The organism is Ideonella sp. A 288 (assembly GCF_002198735.1).
Lineage (GTDB): Bacteria > Pseudomonadota > Gammaproteobacteria > Burkholderiales > Burkholderiaceae_C > Pseudaquabacterium.
In genome coordinates this window covers 66,453-82,788 of the sequence record NZ_MWLO01000148.1, presented here as the reverse complement: position 1 = coordinate 82,788, position 16,336 = coordinate 66,453, and the positions used below count along the sequence as shown (strand labels likewise).

Sequence of the window (16,336 nt, the reverse complement as noted above, 5' to 3'; positions counted from 1 at the left end):
CAGCGGCCCGGGCACCGGCTCAAGCCGCGACGGTTTCCAGCGACTTGCGCATCTTCTTCATGGCCGCCACCTCGATCTGACGGATTCGCTCGGCACTCACGCCGTACTCGGCCGCCAGTTCGTGCAGCGTCATGCCGCCCGAGGCGTCGTCGTTGACCTTCAGCCAACGCTCTTCGACGATGCGCCGGCTGCGCGCGTCCAGCACTTCCAACGCCTGATACAAGCCGTCGCCCGACAAGGCATCGCGCCGACGCGACTCGATCACGCGGGTCGGTTCCGAACTTTCGTCGGCCAGGTAGGCGATCGGCGCAAAGCTCTCCTCGCCATCGTCGACTTGCGGTTCGAGCGCCACATCGCCACCCGACATCCGGGTTTCCATCTCGATGACTTCGGACGGCTTGACGTTCAAATCCTCGGCCATCCGCTCGATCTCGGCCGGCGACAGCGTGCTGCGATGCAGGTTGGCATCGTCGGCCTCGCCCTTGAAGCTTTGCTTCTTGGAGCGCAAATTGAAGAACAGCTTGCGCTGCGCCTTGGTCGTGGCCACCTTGACCATGCGCCAGTTGCGCAGGATGTATTCGTGGATCTCGGCCTTGATCCAGTGCAGCGCGTAACTCACCAGCCGCACCCCTTGCTCCGGGTCGAAGCGCTTGACGGCCTTCATCAGGCCGACGTTGCCCTCCTGGATGAGGTCGCCGTGGGGCAGCCCATAGCCCAGGTACTGCCGAGACACCGACACCACCAACCTCAGGTGCGACAACACCATCTGCCCGGCGGCCGCCACGTCGCCTTGGTCGCGAAGCCGGCGGGCAAGGGATGTTTCTTCTTCCTGCGACAGCATCGGCAGCCGATGGACGGCTGAAATGTACGCATCGAGGTTGCCCAGCGAGGGGACCAGGGCCCAGGGATCACGGAGGGACAGCGCAGTGGTTGTGGACAGTGACATGGTGGGTTCTGACCGGCATTCCTGGGGTTGGTTCCACAAATATTAGCACTCGGCTAAGATGAGTGCCAAAGGGCCGGGTCCGCCGGCGTCAGGATTTCGCGGGGGCGACCTTGCCATCGGCGGCCTGCTGAAGCGTGTCGGGCTGCTCGACGACCAGCTCGTTGCCTGCCCGCGACACGACCTTCATGCCCTGCAGGAACTGCAGCGTGCGCGTCACCGTCTCCCGGCTCGTGTTCACCATGATGGCGATTTCCTGGTGGGTGGGGGGCATCACGATCACCACCTGACCGGTCGGGCTGCGCTGCGCCAGCAGGCTGAGTTGCGCGCAGACGCGCTGAAACGAGCTCGGCAGGGCCAGCATGGCCCGGTGGCTGGCGGCCTTGCGCATCCGCTCGGCCAGTCGGGTGGCGACCGCTTCCGACCCCTTGGGTGTGGCGAACATCAGTTCGCGCGCGCGGTCACGGTCCAGGAAGGCCAGGCGGGACGGCGCCACGGCAATGATGTACTCGGGTGCGGGCAGCCCGTCGATCACCGACAGTTCGCCAAAGAAGTCACCGTCGTTGATGAAGTCAATGCCAACTTCCTTGCCATCCAGCGTGAAATTGACGGTCTGGAGCCGGCCTTCGATCAGGAAACCCAGCCCCGCATCGGTCTCGCCGCGCTTGATGACCACCTCGCGCCGCTCCACCTTGCGCTCGCTCATCGTGGGGGCGATCTCGGCGAGCTTCTCGGCAGGCAGCCGGTCGAAGAGGCGCAGGCCCTGCAATATCGGGATCAGGATCGGCATGTGGGGCTCGAACTGTGCTGCCGCAAAGCCGAGGGGCTTGTGACGCACAACACAACTGGGCCGGGTGTTTGGGTGCAATATCCATTCTCTCGCACCTCGTCCGGTGCGAGCGCCAGTGCATCGATGGAGCCCGCCATGACCTCTTACCGTTCAGCCCGAGTCGTCCGACCCGTGGCCGCCGCCATCCTGGCAGCGTTCTCGATCGGCGGGGTCAGCGTCGCGCGGGCCTCGGAATCCGCCGTCGGCCAGGTCAGCCTGCTCATCGGTGAGGCGCGGGTGGTCCGCGCCGATGGCAGCCGCGAAGTGCTGCACCGGGGTGCCAGCATCCAGGTGGGCGACCGCATCGAGACCGCCGCCAACGGCCACGTGCACGTGCGCTTCATCGACAACGCGGCCGTCAGCGTCCGGCCTGAAAGCGTGCTCGAGGTGCAGGCCTATCGCTACGACGCGCAGCGTCCCCAGTCCAACGAGGTCCGCCTGCGGGTTGAGCAGGGCACCAGCCGCTCGATCTCCGGCGCGGCGACCGAACTCGACAAGACCCGTTTCCGCCTCAACACGCCCATTGCCGCCATCGGCGTGCGCGGCACCGATTTCATCGTGCAGACCGACGCGTCCGGCGTGCGGGCCACGGTGGCCGACGGCGCCATCGTGGTCGGGGCGCTGGGAGCGGGGTGCTCGGCGGCGGGGCTCGGCCCCTGCGGTGGCTCAGACGACCGTGTGCTGTCGGCCGACATGGGCCGGGTGATGGCCGAACTGAAGCCCGGCGACCGCATGGCTCGCCTGGTGCCGACGGCGGGCGCCATCGTCGCCACCGCATCGGTGGCCGACGACCGGGCCTCGGCCCGTGCGGCCACGGCCGCCCGGTCGGCCGGTTTGTCTGCCGCGGAGCCTACGCCGTCAGAGCATTCGCGCGGCAACGACCGCACGACCGCAGAACTGCTGACATTGGCGTCGGTCACCGTCGCCGACCGTGTCGCCTTGACCGCCAGGGCCGCGGATTCCACGCTCATCGCGTCGCAACTGGTCTGGGGCCGATGGGGCATCAGCGCGGCGGCCGACGACTCACTCAGCGTGCCCTTCGCGTTGGCGCGGCTGGGACGCCATGTCACGGTGGCCGACGATTCTGCCGGTCTGTTCCGCACCAACCCGACCCAGCCGGGGCAACTGCTGTCCGACTCGCTCAACGCCAGTGTCGAGTTCAGGCTGACGCGGGCCAACGTCACCTACGAATCTGGCACCACCCAGGAGGCTGCGTCCGTCTCCGGTCGCAACCTGACCATCGACTTCGGGCGCCGCACCTTTGCCACGGCGTTGGCGCTGGCATCCAGCTCCGGCGTCAAGACACAGTTCACGATGGACGGTGTCCTGCGGAGCGATGGGCTCTTCGCCCGCAAGGTAGGGGACGACCGCATCGCCGGTGCCGTGTCGCTGGACGGCAAGGAGGCGGGCTACCTCTTCGAGCGTGGTGTCGGCGGCGGGGCCACCTTCCGAGGCAAGACCCTCTGGGGCAACTGAGCTCCCGTCGATCCCGCGCCGCGGTTCCCGGTCGACCTGAACGCACCACGAAGGCGTCCTGATGGCACTTTGGCGCAATCGCCCGTGGCTGCTTCGTGCCTCAGCGCTCGTGGCTGCGGCCATCGTGGTCGTGCTCGTTCAGTGGCTGGCGCCGCGAACCCTCGGCGGCGTCGAGGCGTTCACCGGCGACATGGCTTGGCGGGTGGGCGCTTCCAGTCAGCCTGAGCGTCGGTTGGTAGTGGTCGACATCGACGAGGCCAGCCTGCGCGATGTCGGCCCATGGCCGTGGCCGCGCGCCACCATGGCCGAACTGGCGCAGAAGCTCGCCAAGGCGGGTGCCCTGGTGCAGGCCTACGACATCGCATTCACCGATGCCAAGGCTGGCGATGACGAACTGCAGAAAGCCTGGGCGCAGACCGCGGTAGTGGCCGGGCAGGTGTTCTCGATCGATCCGTCGGTCACGCCCGTCGCAGGTGTCGTTTCCGGCCACCTGGGCATGGCGGGTTGTCCTCCGTTCGCGCCAGTGAGCCACGGCCACTACGGCAGTTCAGAGGCGCTGCTGCCGGCGCATCCGGCCGTCGGACACCTCACGCCCCGCATCGAAGCCGACGGCGTCGTGCGCAAGCTGCCGGCGCTCGTGTGTCACCAGGGGCGCGCCTATCCCAGCCTGGCGCTGGCCACGCTCTGGCGTGCAGCGCAGCCCGAATCCGGCGCGGCCGAGGGGGCAGCGCGCGGATTGCCGCTGCCCGATTGGGAGTGGCACATCGCGTCGGATCATCGCCTTGTGTCCGGCCTGCTGGCGCCGGCGGCCTGGTTGACCAGCCGCAGTCTGCCGGGTCTGGTGATTCCGCTGGACGCCCAGGGCGACTTGAGGGTGCCCTATGCGCTCGACCGAAAGGCTTTCGCGTCGGTGTCGGCCTCGGACGTGTTGAAGGACCGGGCCGACACGGCCATGCTGAAGGGCGCCGTGGTGCTGGTGGGCGCCACCGCCTTCGGCATCGGCGACACGGTGGCCACCCCACACGGGGCGGTCGCCTCCGGCCTGGAGGTCCATGCGCAAGCGCTGGTCGGTCTGCTCGACCATCGGCTGCCCTACACCCCGACCACCTGGCCGGCGCTGCAGTGGGTGGCGATGCTGGTCGTCGCGACGACGCTTCACCTGGTGGCTCGCCAGGGCCGAGGGGCACCGGCCAAGCGTCTGCCGCTGACGGGGCTGGCGCTGGCGGCAGTGTGCATTGCCGGTGCGGTCGTTGGGCTGCTGCGATTCGACCTGTGGCTGCCCTGGGCATCGACGGCATTGTTCGCCATGCTCGCATCGGTGATGCTGGCCACGGCCGAGCATGCGCTCACGCGCGCTCAGCGGGAGCGACTGTCTGCCCACCTTGGGTCGTACCTGCCGGCCCCCGTGGCCCAGCGCCTGATGAAGTCCGACCCCAGCGGCAGCCTGCAGGTCGAGCAGCGCGACGTGACGGTCCTGGTGGCCGACATCCGCAACTTTTCGGCCTTCGCCACCCATCGGCCGGCCGAGGAAACCGCCATCATGCTTCATTCGTTCTGCTGCATCGCAGTGGACGTGGTCGAGCAGTTCGGTGGCGTGGTGGAGAATGTGGTCGGCGATTCCGTGCTTGCCGTGTGGAACGCCTACTCCGACTGCCCAGACCACCCCAAGCAAGCCATGGCCGCCGCCCAGGAACTCGTTCGTGCCACGCGGCAATTGCTGGCCAGCGGCCCGCCGATCACCGAGAGCAGCCCCGTCCAGCCGCTGGCGCTGGGGGTGGGCCTGGAATCCGGTTCGGCCATCGTCGGCTCGTTCGGCCCGGCGCGGCGACGTGCCCACGCCGCTCTGGGTGAGCCGGTGAGCGTGGCCAATCGCATCCAGCAAATGACTGCAGACCTTTCCATGCCCATCCTGGTGGGGCCCACCCTCGCCGCCGGCCTGCCAGCAGAGGGCGTCGAGCCGCAAGGTGAATACCTCCTCGAGGGCCTGAGCAAGCACTATCGCCTGTTCGCTCCGGTGGGCTGGTCCGATCTGGTGTCGATCGACCCGAACTGGGCCGCCAGTGCCGCTGCGGGTGCCGATCGGCAGAACGACTCGACCGAATGGTCGCGTTGGGCAGACAACGCATCGTCGGGCACCACGGTCGCCGGTCCACTGCGCGCTGTCGGGTCGATCCAGCTCCGCGACGCGTGAAATCTGCAGTCTGGCCCGGGCACATCGCTCGATGTTGCCTGCTGTTGGCCGCGCTCGTCCTGGTGGCGGCGCGTGTCGACGCGCAGGTGTCGACATCCGAGGCGTCCGAGCAGACACCCGCAGGAACACCGCCCGGCGACAGGGGGCAGCTTCTCGACCCCTGCGACCGACTGATCCCGTCGCCCTGGCCCGAGGGCACGATCGCGCGGCGGGCGCATCTCCTCCGCATGGAACTGGCCCGACCCCACTGCATGCAGCACCCTGGTTATCTGGCGGTCGTCGGCGCGCTGTGGCTCGAGGAGGGCGAAGCCGAACAGGCGCTGATCTGGCTGGAGCGCTCCCTGCTGCTGGACCCTGGCAACCTCGGCACCCAGGCGGACCTCGCCCTGGCGCTGTCCGCTCTGGGGCAGCCCGCTGCGCTGGCCGAACTGAGCCGGGCCCTGCGGGGCCGGCGCGACATCCCGGCGTCGCTGCGCGACAAGCTGTTCCCGGACCAGGCGGCCAATGCACCAGGTGCGCAGTTGCCCCGGGCCCGCCTGGGTCAGGACACCCCGTCGGGGTGGGTCAGCCTCCGCGAGGCCAGTGTCCTGATCGGTCGCGAGACCAACCTCGACCACTCGCCCCGGCTGACCGAGCTGACGCTGACCGCGCCGGATGGCACCTCCGCCCAGTTCCCGGTGATCAGTGACCCGCGCGCGGGCACCGCCGCCCTGGTCAACCTCTCGTGGCAGGTCGCGCGCAGCCCATCGGCTGGCCAAATCTGGCGCAGCGGCATTCACCTGGCCGCCCGCAGCACCCCGGCAGAAGGCCGCACCGACTGGCACCATATCCAGTGGGTGACCAGTGCGTCGCGGCAGTGGGCGGCGTGGCGGGGTCAGGTGGAACTCGGGCTGGCCTGGGTGGGCGGACCGCTGAGCGAGTCCTATCGCCTGACCCGCCTGGGCGCCGCGGTCGACCGCCAGGTCAATGGCTGCCGGTGGCGATTCGCCCTCGAGGCCGAGCAGCGACGCCAGAGCACGACGCGCAGCGCCGATGGCACCAGCATCGTGTTGCTTGGCGGCAACCAATGTGCGGTGCCCTTGTTTCCCGACTGGACCTGGTCGACGGTCTTGCGGGCCGGGCTAGACAAACCCGCCAGCGACGACCGCCCCGGCGGTGTGCAGCGGCTGTGGAACGCCGCGCTGCGCCTGACGGGGCCGGTCGGGGCGGACGTTCGCCTCGATGCCACGGCCCGATTGGGGCGTGTGAACGACGCCGAGGGCTACAGCCCGTTGCTCGAGTACAACGCGCGGCGCACATTGACACAACCGCAACTCGCGGTCGAACTGTCCCGGCCCTTGCATTCCGACCGCTGGCCGGGTGCCGAAGCCTTGCTTCAGTGGCATGCCATCCGGCAGTCCAGCAATCTGGCCCTCTTCAATTACGACGCACAATCGATCTATGCGGGCATTCGGTGGGCTTGGTAGTGCATGGCACTGCTCACTGTTGTTGAGATACAACTCTCTGGGCGTGCACAGCGTCTCGTTCCGGGGCCCCCCTGGAATCCACCCCCTGAGTCGGGTGCAATAATCCCGCGGTTGTCGGTTCTGGCTGGGGAGGCGCGGTCCAAGGCGCCCCACCAAAAAGCAGCCGGTCCATGTGATGGCGATCACATGGGGTGGCAGGAAACCGACACACACTGCGTCCACGATGATCACCAGACTCGAACCCAATTCGACTCAACGCCGCCGGTTTTTGCCGGCGTTGAGTCGAGTGCGGGTGAAAGCTTGATCACTCACACTCGATTTCTTTGCAAAGAAATCTACCTTCCCAAAGCATCCAACTGGAGCGTTCTGAATGGCAACTCCCACTTTCAATAACACCATCGTCGCCCGCGCCGCTGCCGCCCTGTGGGGCGTGAAGCTCGGCGCCGCCACGACGGCCTCGGTTCTGCAACAGGCCGCATTCCAAAGCGGTGGCCTGAACTCCGTCATCAATGACGCCTTCAACGCCAGCTATGGTTCCGCCACCGACGCGTCTGTCGCCGCTGCCGTTGTCGCCAACCTGGGCATCACCGGCGCCAACGCCGCGGGTGCTGAAGCCGCTGTCGCTGCCGCCCTGGCCGCCGCGCCTGCCGGCACCAAGGGTTCCACCGTCGCCAACCTCGTCAACGTGTTCTCCACGCTGACCAGCGACCCGCTGTGGGGCGCCGCCGCCACCGCGTTCAACGCGCAAGTCGCCTCTGCCGTCACCTACGCGCAGACCCCCGGCACCTCCGACGCGCTGCTGTCGGACGTGGTCAACGTCACGCCGAGCTTCAACCTGACCACCGGCCTGGACTTCCTGTCCGGCACCGCTGGCAACGACAGCTTCGCCGCCCGCATCATCGACAACAGCAACACGCTGCAATCCGGTGACGTCGTCTCCGGCGGTGCTGGCACCGACATGCTGCTGGCCGACATGGGTGCGTCGCAGAACTTCGCCGTCACGCCCGAGACCACCGGCATCGAGACGTTCATGATCCGCGCCCAGTCGCGCGCCACCGACACGGGCGACAACAACGTGGCCTTCGAAGGCCGCGTCAACGTCGACGCCGAGCGCACCGTCGGTGTCAACCGCTGGGAATCGAACAACAGCCGTGCCGACGTCATCGTCGAAGACGTGCGCATCCTGTCGACCCAGATCACCAAGGACATCACCGTTGCGATGGTGTCGACCGATCCGGGCCACGTCGACTACGCGCTGTACTTCGACCAGCATTCGCTGCGTTCGAACAGCAACACCGCCTCGGTCCTGAACATCGAACTGATGGACACCCGCAGCGCCGATGCCGGTTTGGATCCCCTGCTGCAAAGCCCGTTCAACGGCTTCCAGTTCACGCTGGGTGGCACGCTGATCAAGCTGCAGTCGCAAGCCATCGATGACGCGACCACCTACGCGGCGCTGCTGACTGCCGTGCAGGCCGCCGTCGCCGCCAACCCGCTGCTGGCCAACATTTCCGTCGGCATCACCGGCACCTTCACCGCGATCGACACGATCTCTGGCCGCCCGCAAGTCGGTCAGGTCATCACCCTGTCGAGCAGCAGCGGCGACACGCTGGCCACCGGCGCCTTCCTGACCGCCGACGGCACCGTTCCCGCCAGTTCCGGTCTGCACACCGTGCAGAACACCACCGCCACCACGTCGCAAGACCTGGTCACGGTCAAGGTGATCCTGGACGACGTGGGCCGCGGCAGCAACGGCGGCGATCTGGTCATCGGCGGCCTGTCGGTCGGCGAGACCTCGTCGTCGAAGGGCGTCGAGCGCTTCGATGTCACCGTCGAGCGCAACAGCAAGCTCGAGATCATGTCGTCCACCGCCAACACGCTGAAGGAAGTCGTGCTGGTCAACGGCACCAACACCAATGCGGCCGGCAACGGCACGCTGTCGGTGCTGGGCTTCTCGGGCACGAACGACAGCACCAACCAGGATCATCCTGGCGTCAACACCAGCGCCCCTGGCGACATCCATGGCAACTACGGCTTCACCGACGTTCGCCTGATCGACGGTTCCGCGCTGAAGGGTGCGTTCTCGTTCGACGCGCAGATCAGCGAGAACTCGTTCGCCAAGTACATCAACACGGTGGACACCCAACCCGATCCGGCTGGTGACAACACCTCCAACACGGGCAAGAAGGTCCAGCAGGTTGCTGACTTCATCTACTCGGGTGGCTCGGCCGCCGACTCGATCACCGTCGACATCGACGGCAGCATCGCCGGCAGCAACAGCAACGTGCAAGTCGGCCGCGAAGACTTCACCTTCGTGGTGAACGGCAACGCCGGCAACGACAAGATCACGACGCGCATCACCAACACCGCCAACCCCGGCGGTGACGAATTCTGGTACTCGCACCAGAAGGAAAATGCCAACGTCACGATCAACGCCGGCGACGGTGACGACACGGTCAACACCCCGGGAGCTGGTGACATCGTCATCAACCTCGGCACCGGCAACGACACGAGCTACAACGACAACACCGGTGCCCAGAAGGCCACGTGGGTGTTCAACACCGCGTTCCAGTCGGCCGATGCGGCCCTGGCTGCGCTGCCTGGCGTGCTGGAACTGGGCGACCTGCGCTCGGACACCAACGACACCAACCTGCTCTACAAGGGCAACATGACGGTGACGTTCAAGGGTCTGGTCGGCAAGGCCGTCATCGGCAGCACCGCCACGTTCCGCACCACCGACCTGCACATCAACCAGGCCATCAAGGCTGCCATCAACAACGATCCGGTGCTGAGCAAGCTGCTGGTCGCGTCGGATGGCCCGTTTGCCAGCTTGGTGGTCACCTCGCTGATCGACGGTGACCGCGTTGCCGGCGACCTGGCCGTGGTCGTCACGCTGCCGACCGTGGAGCAACTGACCTCGACCGAGATCACTGCCCTGGCCGCTGCGTACAGCCCGGCGGGTGGCCCCGCCCTGGCGGCCACCTATGCCGCCGTGACCGGTGCCATGACGACGACCGACGTCGCCGCCAACTACGCCTCCACCTTCGGCCAGATCGCCGCGGCGGATGTGGCTGGTCTCGACAGCGTCACCACCAGCGACAACACCACCACCGGTGCCGCTGGCCGCGACGTGATCGTGCTGGGCACGACCATCGGTGCCGACACGCTGAACTCCAGCAACGAAGTCGTGGTGTACAGCGGTGCGGCCGACACGGCCATCACCGACTACATCCTGAACTTCGACGTGGCGGGCCCTGGCATCGACCAGCTCGACCTGACCGCCTGGAACGGCGTTGGCGCGCAGTTCGGCGTGGCGATCGACACCAACAAGTCGATCACCGTGGCCGTGGCTGACGCCAGCAACCAAGGTGCCACCGAGGCTGCCAGCCAGACCCTGATCGCCGGTCTGTATGCCAACGACGCCACCGCTTCGTCGCACGTCTACATCGTGTTCGACGCCGCCACCGGCAACGTCGGCAAGGTCTACCAAGTTGTCGACACGACCTCGGTCGCCGTCGGTGACGTGACCGCCACACTGATGGGTTCGATCGACCTGGCCGACGTGGCCTGGGCCGCGCTGACCGCCGACAACTTCGTCTGATCGACCGCATCCACCGCCCTTCACGGGGTGGTGGCTGTCCCCGGCCAAGCCGGGGTGATCATTCAAGGGCCTGCACCTTCCTGGGTGCAGGCCTTTTTCGTTTCGGCTGCGGCGTTGGGTGGGTGCGACGCCGGTGCCCGTCGGCGCATGAGGATGCCGGAATTCATATAGGAGTGCGCTATCATCCCGCTCCTATATGAATTCCAGTCTGCACATCCGGCTGCAAACCACGGCCGCCCAGAACGCCCGCCTGCATGAGCTGCAGCAGGCGTTTGCCCAGGTGTGCAACACGCTGGCGCCGCTGGCGCAACGCACCGCCTGCTGGAACCGGGTGGCACTGCACCACATGGCCTATCGCCAGCTGCGCGAGCAGTTCCCCGCGCTGGGCTCGCAGATGGTGTGCAACGCCATCTACTCGGTCTCACGCGCCTGCCGGCTGGTCTATCAGCATCCGGCCAGTCCATTCAATGTGCAACGGCTGGGGGGCCGGCCGCTGCCGGTCGTGCAGTTCCAGCCCCAGGCGCCGGTGTACTTCGACCGGCACACGCTGAGCCTGAAGGACGGGCAGGTGTCGATGTACACGCTCGATGGCCGCATGCGCTTCAACCTGCCGCTCGAGCCGCAGGATGAGTTGCGGTTCCGGCATGGCAAGCTGCGCGAGATCGTGCTGCAGTCACGACCAGACGGCTACCTCCTGAGCTTCAGTTTCGCCGAAGGCGACGACCTGGCCGATGGGGCGGCGGAAGCCGCGCCCGTCGCCAGCGAGTTCCCCGAGTACCTTATGGTCCTCGACGGCTCTGATCAGGGCGGCGTCGGGTTGCCGGGAGCCGCCATGGCGGCTGCATCGCTCGCGCACGCCGCCACCCTCGCGCCGACGAGTCCCCAGACCCCCCAGGCCAACGCATGAAAAAAGCATCCTCCACAAGGCCGCCACAGGCCCCGGGCACCGAGGTGAAGGCCCTGATCCTGGGCCAACGCGCGCTCTTCATGCAGGCCCTTCGATTGAGCGTGGTCATCGGCGCGCTGATGCTGGTGCCGTCCTGGTACATGTTCGAGGTCTACGGGCGCGTGCTCAACAGCCGCAACGTCATGACGCTGGTCTGGCTGTCGGTGGCGGCGGTGGGCGTGTACGTCGTTCTCGAGCTGCTCGAGATCGCACGCTCGCGCATCCTGTTCCGCGCCGCGCAGTCCGTCGATCGGCAACTCACGCCCCGGGTCTTCGACGCCTGCTTCGAGGCCAACCTGCGCAAGCAGCCCGGGGGCACCACGCAGGCCCTGTCCGACGTGCGGGCCGTGTGCGACTTCATCCCGTCGCCGGCGGTCACCGGTGCGATGGACGTGCCGGCCTCGCTGTTGTGCCTGGTGCTGCTCTACCTGATGAGCCCCTGGCTCGGACTGATGGCCGCATTGGGGGCGCTGCTGCAGGCTGGCCTGGGCCTGGTCCAGGAGCGCCGCACGTCGCCGCCCTATGGCGAGGCCATGCAGGCGTCCATCGAGGCCCAGAACCGCGCCACCGGCACCTTGCGCAATGCCCAGGTGATCGAGTCGATGGGCATGGAAGGCGCCATGTACCAGCGCTGGATGGCCAGCCAGAGGCGCTTCCTGCAGCGGCTGTCGCAGGCCTCCGACCAGGCCAGCGTGGCCTCGGCGGCGGCCAAGATGATCCAGAACATGCAGGGTTCGCTGCTGCTCGGCCTCGCCACCTGGCTGATGCTGGGCAACAACCTGCTGGGTGGCGGCGGCATGGTGATCGTCGCGTCGATCCTCGGCGGGCGCGTGCTCGCCCCCTTGGCGCAACTGGTGGGCCAATGGCGGCAGATCGCCAGCGTGCGCAGTGCCTACGCGCGGGTGTCGGCACTGCTGACCCACGTGCCCCAGCGTGAGCCGGGCATGGAACTGCCGGCACCCAAGGGCGTGCTCACGGTCGAGGCCGTCTATGTCAGCCCGCCCGCCAGCCAGGCGCCGGTGCTCAAGGGCGTGAGTTTCCAGGTGGCGCCGGGCGAGGCGCTGATGGTCATCGGGCCGTCGGCCGCCGGCAAGTCCACGCTGGCCCGCGTGCTCATCGGCGTGTGGCCGGCCCAGGGCGGCAAGGTGCGGCTCGACGGCGCCGACGTCTACGCCTGGCACAAGTCGCAGCTGGGCCCGCACATCGGCTACCTGCCGCAGGGCGTGGAGCTGTTCGACGGCACCATTGCCGAGAACATCGCCCGCTTCGGCAAGGTCGACATGGCCCTGGTGCGCCAGGCCGCCGACGAGGTGGGCATCACGGCGATGATCGAGCAGCTGCCCCAAGGCTTCGAAACCGCCATCGGCGACGAGGGCGCAGTGCTGTCGGGTGGCCAGCGCCAGCGCATCGGCCTGGCCCGCGCCATCTACGGCCAGCCGCGGCTGGTGGTGCTGGACGAACCCAATTCCAGCCTCGACGAGGCCGGCGACAAGGCGCTGCTCGACCTGATGCAACGGCTCAAGTCGCGTGGCACCACGCTCATTGCGATCACCCACCGCTCCAGCGTGCTGCCGGCGGCCGACAAGCTGCTGCTGCTCACCGACGGCACCGTCGGCGCCTTCGGGCCGCGCGACGACGTGCTGGCCGCGATGAAGGAAGCCAACGAAAAGGCGCGCGGGCGCACCGTGCAACTGCCCAAACCCGCGTTCACAGCGCCTGCTCCCCGAGGAGGTGCCGCATGAGCGCCACGCCCGCCCACACGCCCAGCACCACGGTCGCCCGGCCGACCGGTTCGCCGGCCGCCGCGTCGACGCCCGGCCCCCGCCGCAGCCTGTTCGAGCGCAGCGAGCTCGGCCGCGTGCTGTGGACCTTCCGCCGCGAGTTCGCCTGGGTGTGCGTGTTCAGCATGTTCGTCAACCTGCTGCAGCTCACGCCCACGCTGTACATGCTGCAAGTGTTCGACCGCGTCATGCTCAGCGGCAACACGCTCACGCTGTTGGCCCTCACCGGGCTGATGGTGTTCTTCTATCTCGTGCAGGGCTTTGCGGAATGGGTGCGCTCGCGCCTGCTGGTGCGCTCGGGGGGGCGGTTCGACGAGGCCTTGAACCGCCCGGTCTTCTCGGCCACCTACCTGGCGCAGTTGTCGGCCACGCGGCGCAATTCGCAGCAGCCGCTCACCGACCTGAACTTCCTGCGCACCTTCCTCACCGGCAACGGCGTCTTCGCGGTGGTCGACACCCCGTGGACCGTGGTCTACATCGCCGCGCTCTTCTTGATGCACCCCTGGCTGGGCTGGGCGTCGATCGTGTTCAGCGTGGTGCAGGGCGCGATGGCGCTGGGAGCGCACCGCTACACGTCGCGCCGGCTCAAGGCGACGCAGGAGCTGGCGCTCGAGTCGGGTCAGTACCTGCAGGCCAAGCTGCGCAACGCCGAAACGGTGGAGGCGATGGGCATGCAGGGCAACCTGCGCTACCAGTGGCTGGCATTGCACGACAAGCAGATGGCCAGCCACGCGCAGGCGCAGGAAGCCACGCGGCGCATCCAGGCCCTCGCCAAGTGGGTGCAGTACACACAGCAGGGCATGATGCTGGCGCTCGGCGCGCTGCTCGCCATCGACGGCAAGATCAGCGCAGGCGCCATGGTCGCCAGCAACGCGCTGATGGGCAATGCCCTGAGACCGATCGGCATCATCGTGCAGATCTGGAGCCAGTTCGTCGAGGCCCGCCAGGCCTTCGGGCGCCTGGACACGCTGCTGCAGTCGCAGCCCGCACCCGATGCCGCGCTGCGCAGCGGCACAGTGCATGGGCAGGTCAGCCTGCGCGGCCTCGTGGCCACGGCGCCTGGGCGCGCCAGCCCCATCCTGCAAGGCCTGGACGCCGACTTCAAGGCCGGCGAGGTGGTGGCCATCATGGGCCCGTCCGGCGCCGGGAAGTCCACCCTGGCGCGCTGCCTGCTGGGCATCTGGCCCGACACCGAGGGCCAGGTGCTGATCGACGGCCATCCCGTCCAGTCGTGGTCGCGTGAGGCCCTCGGGCCCTACCTCGGCTACCTGCCGCAGGACATCGAGTTGTTCGACGGCACCATCGCCGAGAACATCGCGCGCTTCAGCGCCGCAGACCCCGAGCAGATCATCGAGGCGGCCACGCGCACCGGCATCCACGACATGATCCTGCGCCTGCCCAAGGGCTACGACACGCCCATCGGAGAGGCCGGCAGCCTGCTGTCGGGTGGCCAGCGCCAGCGCATCGGCCTGGCCCGCGCCATCGTCGGCGCGCCCACCATCGTGGTGCTCGACGAACCCAACGCCAACCTCGACGACGCCGGCGAGGCCGCGCTGGCCCGCACCGTCCGTGAGCTCAAGACCCGCGGTGCCACCGTCTTCATGATCGTGCACCAGCAGCACCTGATCGCCGTGGCCGACCGCCTGCTCGTGCTCGACGCCGGCCGCATCGACAAGCTACTTCCCGTGGTGGTGCGACCCGCACCCACCGCTCAGCCTGGGACGCCCAACACATGAACGCACTGACCAACTCCACCGGCGGCTCGCCCACACCGGGCGCACCCGGCGACATCACCGACGTCGACGACGCCGGCCAGACCGCCGACACCCGAGGTCCCATCCGGCTCGGGTTCTGGGTGCTCATCGTGGGCTTCGGACTGTTCCTCGCGTGGGCCGCCTGGGCGCCCCTGGACGAAGGCGTGTCGGCCGGCGCAGTGGTGTCGGTCGAGAACCGGCGCAAGACCATCCAGCACGTGCAGGGCGGCATCATCCAGCAGGTGGTCGTCAAGGAAGGCGCCGAGGTCAAGCCGGGCGACGTGCTGCTGGTGCTGGACGATGGCACCGCCCGCGCCGCGCAGGAATCGATCCGCCAGAACTACCTCGGCCAGCGTGCCACCGAGAGCCGCCTGATCGCCGAGGCCAGCCGGGCCGCGAGCATCACCTTCCACCCGGACCTGACGCAATCGACCGAGCCCTATGCCGCACAGCACATGGCCGTGCAGCAGCAGCTGTTCGCGTCGCGGAAGGCGGCCCAGGCGGCGGACATCGCGGCCGCGCAGCAAAGCATCGTCGGCCTGGAAGGGCAGGTCGCGGGCCTGAAGCAGATGATCGACGGCCGTCGAGCGCAGCAGGCGCTGCAGGCGCGCCAGGTGGCGGGCGTCAAGTCGCTGGCCGCCGACGGCTTCGCCCCGCGCAACCAGGCGCTGCAGCTCGAACAGCAACAGGCCGAACTGCAGACGACCATCGCCGACCTCGAGGCCAACGTGCTGCGCGTGCAAAGCTCGGCCGCCGAGGCGCGCCTGCGCCTGGCCCAGCGCCAGCAGGAGTACCTCAAGGAGATCAGCACCCAGCTCGCCGACGTGCGCCGCGAGGTGCAGGCCAACCAGGAGCGGCTCGCGGCCGTCACGGCCGAGTTCGGCCGCATGCAGATCAAGTCGCCGGTGGCCGGCCAGGTGATCGGCCTGCAGGTCAGCGGCGTCGGCGGCGTGGTGCAGCCGGGCCAGCACCTGATGGACATCCTGCCGCGCGGCGAATCGATGCTGCTCGACGTCAAGATCCCGCCGCACGTGATCGACCGCGTCAAGGTGGGCGATGCCGTCGAGGTGCGTTTCTCGGCCTTCTCCAATTCGCCGCAACTGGTGGTGCACGGCAAGCTGGTGTCGCTGTCGGGCGATGCGGTGTCCGAGAGCGTGGCCGGCATGGTGCAGAGCTTCTACCTGGCCCGCGTGGTGCTGACGCCGGAGGGCCTGAAGGCGCTCGGCGACCGCGTTGTGCAACCCGGCATGACGGGCGAGGTGCTGATCAAGACCGGCGAACGCTCGATGCTGACTTACCTGCTGCACCCGCTGCTCAAGCGCCTGTCGGCTTCGATGACCGAGGAATGA

At 68.0% G+C, this 16,336-nt stretch carries 10 protein-coding genes; 8 read left to right on the top strand and 2 right to left on the bottom strand.

What is annotated here, in order from left to right; translation table 11 throughout:
- Positions 1 to 19: 19 nt before the first annotated feature.
- Both rpoH and EOINJALH_RS25270 read right to left on the bottom strand, forming a co-directional pair.
- Positions 20 to 946, bottom strand: coding sequence for an RNA polymerase sigma factor RpoH (gene rpoH, locus EOINJALH_RS25275; RefSeq protein ID WP_088285384.1), 927 nt, complete (start codon positions 944 to 946; stop codon positions 20 to 22).
- Between the two features lie 88 nt (positions 947 to 1,034).
- A complete protein-coding gene (locus EOINJALH_RS25270; protein ID WP_088285382.1) occupies positions 1,035 to 1,733 on the bottom strand; it encodes a Crp/Fnr family transcriptional regulator in 699 nt (232 codons plus the stop codon).
- Between the two features lie 135 nt (positions 1,734 to 1,868).
- Here EOINJALH_RS25270 and EOINJALH_RS25265 point away from each other — a divergent pair, with 135 nt between their 5' ends.
- From EOINJALH_RS25265 to EOINJALH_RS25230, 8 genes are all read left to right on the top strand, one after another.
- The gene (locus tag EOINJALH_RS25265) at positions 1,869 to 3,248 is read left to right on the top strand and encodes a FecR domain-containing protein (protein WP_158219896.1); all 1,380 of its coding nucleotides are present in this window, start codon (positions 1,869 to 1,871) and stop codon (positions 3,246 to 3,248) included.
- A 61-nt stretch (positions 3,249 to 3,309) separates the two neighbouring features.
- On the top strand, positions 3,310 to 5,439 hold the full coding sequence (locus EOINJALH_RS25260; protein ID WP_088285378.1) for a CHASE2 domain-containing protein: 2,130 nt from the start codon (positions 3,310 to 3,312) through the stop codon (positions 5,437 to 5,439).
- Between the two features lie 44 nt (positions 5,440 to 5,483).
- Entirely contained in the window at positions 5,484 to 6,905 is a 1,422-nt protein-coding gene (locus EOINJALH_RS25255) for a hypothetical protein (RefSeq protein ID WP_144290164.1), read from the top strand.
- Between the two features lie 370 nt (positions 6,906 to 7,275).
- Positions 7,276 to 10,506 (top strand): hypothetical protein, encoded by a 3,231-nt coding sequence (locus tag EOINJALH_RS25250; protein ID WP_158219894.1) that lies wholly within the window; start codon positions 7,276 to 7,278, stop codon positions 10,504 to 10,506.
- A 196-nt stretch (positions 10,507 to 10,702) separates the two neighbouring features.
- Positions 10,703 to 11,413, top strand: coding sequence for a hypothetical protein (locus EOINJALH_RS25245; protein WP_199873476.1), 711 nt, complete (start codon positions 10,703 to 10,705; stop codon positions 11,411 to 11,413).
- Complete coding sequence (locus EOINJALH_RS25240; protein ID WP_088285372.1) at positions 11,410 to 13,194, top strand: type I secretion system permease/ATPase; 1,785 nt, start codon at positions 11,410 to 11,412, stop codon at positions 13,192 to 13,194. Before EOINJALH_RS25245 ends, EOINJALH_RS25240 begins: the two co-directional genes overlap by 4 nt.
- Entirely contained in the window at positions 13,191 to 14,969 is a 1,779-nt protein-coding gene (locus EOINJALH_RS25235; RefSeq protein WP_088285370.1) for a type I secretion system permease/ATPase, read from the top strand. Before EOINJALH_RS25240 ends, EOINJALH_RS25235 begins: the two co-directional genes overlap by 4 nt.
- Positions 14,966 to 16,336, top strand: coding sequence for an HlyD family type I secretion periplasmic adaptor subunit (locus EOINJALH_RS25230; RefSeq protein ID WP_088285368.1), 1,371 nt, complete (start codon positions 14,966 to 14,968; stop codon positions 16,334 to 16,336). Before EOINJALH_RS25235 ends, EOINJALH_RS25230 begins: the two co-directional genes overlap by 4 nt.

Excerpts from the sequence above, each read along its gene's own strand:
- EOINJALH_RS25240 (WP_088285372.1), top strand. The coding sequence starts at position 11,410 with ATGAAAAAAGCATCCTCCACAAGGCCGCCACAGGCCCCGGGCACCGAG.
- EOINJALH_RS25245 (WP_199873476.1), top strand. The coding sequence starts at position 10,703 with ATGAATTCCAGTCTGCACATCCGGCTGCAAACCACGGCCGCCCAGAAC.
- rpoH (WP_088285384.1), bottom strand. The coding sequence starts at position 946 with ATGTCACTGTCCACAACCACTGCGCTGTCCCTCCGTGATCCCTGGGCC.
- EOINJALH_RS25265 (WP_158219896.1), top strand. The coding sequence starts at position 1,869 with ATGACCTCTTACCGTTCAGCCCGAGTCGTCCGACCCGTGGCCGCCGCC.
- EOINJALH_RS25270 (WP_088285382.1), bottom strand. The coding sequence starts at position 1,733 with ATGCCGATCCTGATCCCGATATTGCAGGGCCTGCGCCTCTTCGACCGG.
- EOINJALH_RS25230 (WP_088285368.1), top strand. The coding sequence starts at position 14,966 with ATGAACGCACTGACCAACTCCACCGGCGGCTCGCCCACACCGGGCGCA.
- EOINJALH_RS25250 (WP_158219894.1), top strand. The coding sequence starts at position 7,276 with ATGGCAACTCCCACTTTCAATAACACCATCGTCGCCCGCGCCGCTGCC.
- EOINJALH_RS25260 (WP_088285378.1), top strand. The coding sequence starts at position 3,310 with ATGGCACTTTGGCGCAATCGCCCGTGGCTGCTTCGTGCCTCAGCGCTC.
- EOINJALH_RS25235 (WP_088285370.1), top strand. The coding sequence starts at position 13,191 with ATGAGCGCCACGCCCGCCCACACGCCCAGCACCACGGTCGCCCGGCCG.